The organism is Vibrio sp. 1401 (assembly GCF_033340295.1).
In genome coordinates, this window is the sequence record NZ_JAWOWF010000146.1 from 1 (window position 1) to 1,053 (window position 1,053).

Below are 1,053 nucleotides of genomic sequence, written 5' to 3' on the forward strand. Positions count from 1 at the left end.
ACAAGAGATGCTAGTTCGATGTATTCGCAGAAATATCTGAAGATACTGACGATTTTCTAAAACGACCAATGACACGCTGGAAGAAGCGCTTAATCGCTCGAAAGATGTTTTTAATATCTTCAAGCATTAGATACAGACAAGGTACTAACACCAACGTCAGGACTGTGGCATACAGCACAGCAAAGCCCAAAGCGACGGCCATTGGTATTACGAAACGTGCTTGCAGACTGGTTTCGAACATAATAGGCAATACACCAGCAAAGGTCGTGATGGATGTCAGCGTAATCGCTCGAAAACGCGCACAACCAGCCTCAACCACCGCCTGCTTGATGCTCATTCCTTTCTCTCGGACTTGGTTCACATAATCTGTCATCACCAGCGAGTCGTTGATCACCACACCTGCGGCTGCGATCAAACCGAATGTCGACATCATGCTAATGTCTAGCCCCAACCAGAAATGTCCCCAAATCGCCCCTGTTAAACTAAACGGGATAACGGACATCACGATAAGAGGCTGGGTATAGCTCTTCAATGGTACGGCAAGCAAGATATAAACAATGATCATCCCTGCCACAAAGAACATGATTTGTTCGTTGCGTTGCGCGGCTTGCTCTTCGATGTCACCACCCAGCTCTGTTTTGACACTTGGGTGAAGCTTCTTCATATCAGGCAAAATACTATCGTCGATGATTTTCACAATTTCTTGTGGCTCAACGAGTTCTTCATCAATAGAGCCGTACACATAAACGGTTTGATAACCACCTTCGCGACGAATTGTGCTAACCCCAGGCTGCTCACTGATATTCACGACATCGCCCAACATCACTTTCTTGCCTGCTGGCGTAGTAATGACAGCGTAACGTAATGAAGAAAACGCTTCACGAGTCAGTTGAGGATAGCGAACCATGACTTTGATCTCTTCACCGTCGCGAATCAAACGCTGTGCTTCTCCACCGTAAAAACTGCCGCCGACTTGTTGCGCAATCATGGTCAAGTCAAGACCGAGATCGTACGCAACAGGCGCAAGAGAAAGAAGCACTTCTTTGCTGCCTG

Annotated in this window: 1 protein-coding gene; it reads right to left on the reverse strand. The window is 46.9% G+C overall.

The window, feature by feature from the left end:
• Window positions 1-10: 10 nt before the first annotated feature.
• Window positions 11-1,053: efflux RND transporter permease subunit (locus R7Z77_RS24175; protein ID WP_318136903.1), on the reverse strand; the 1,043-nt coding region annotated here is incomplete at its 5' end.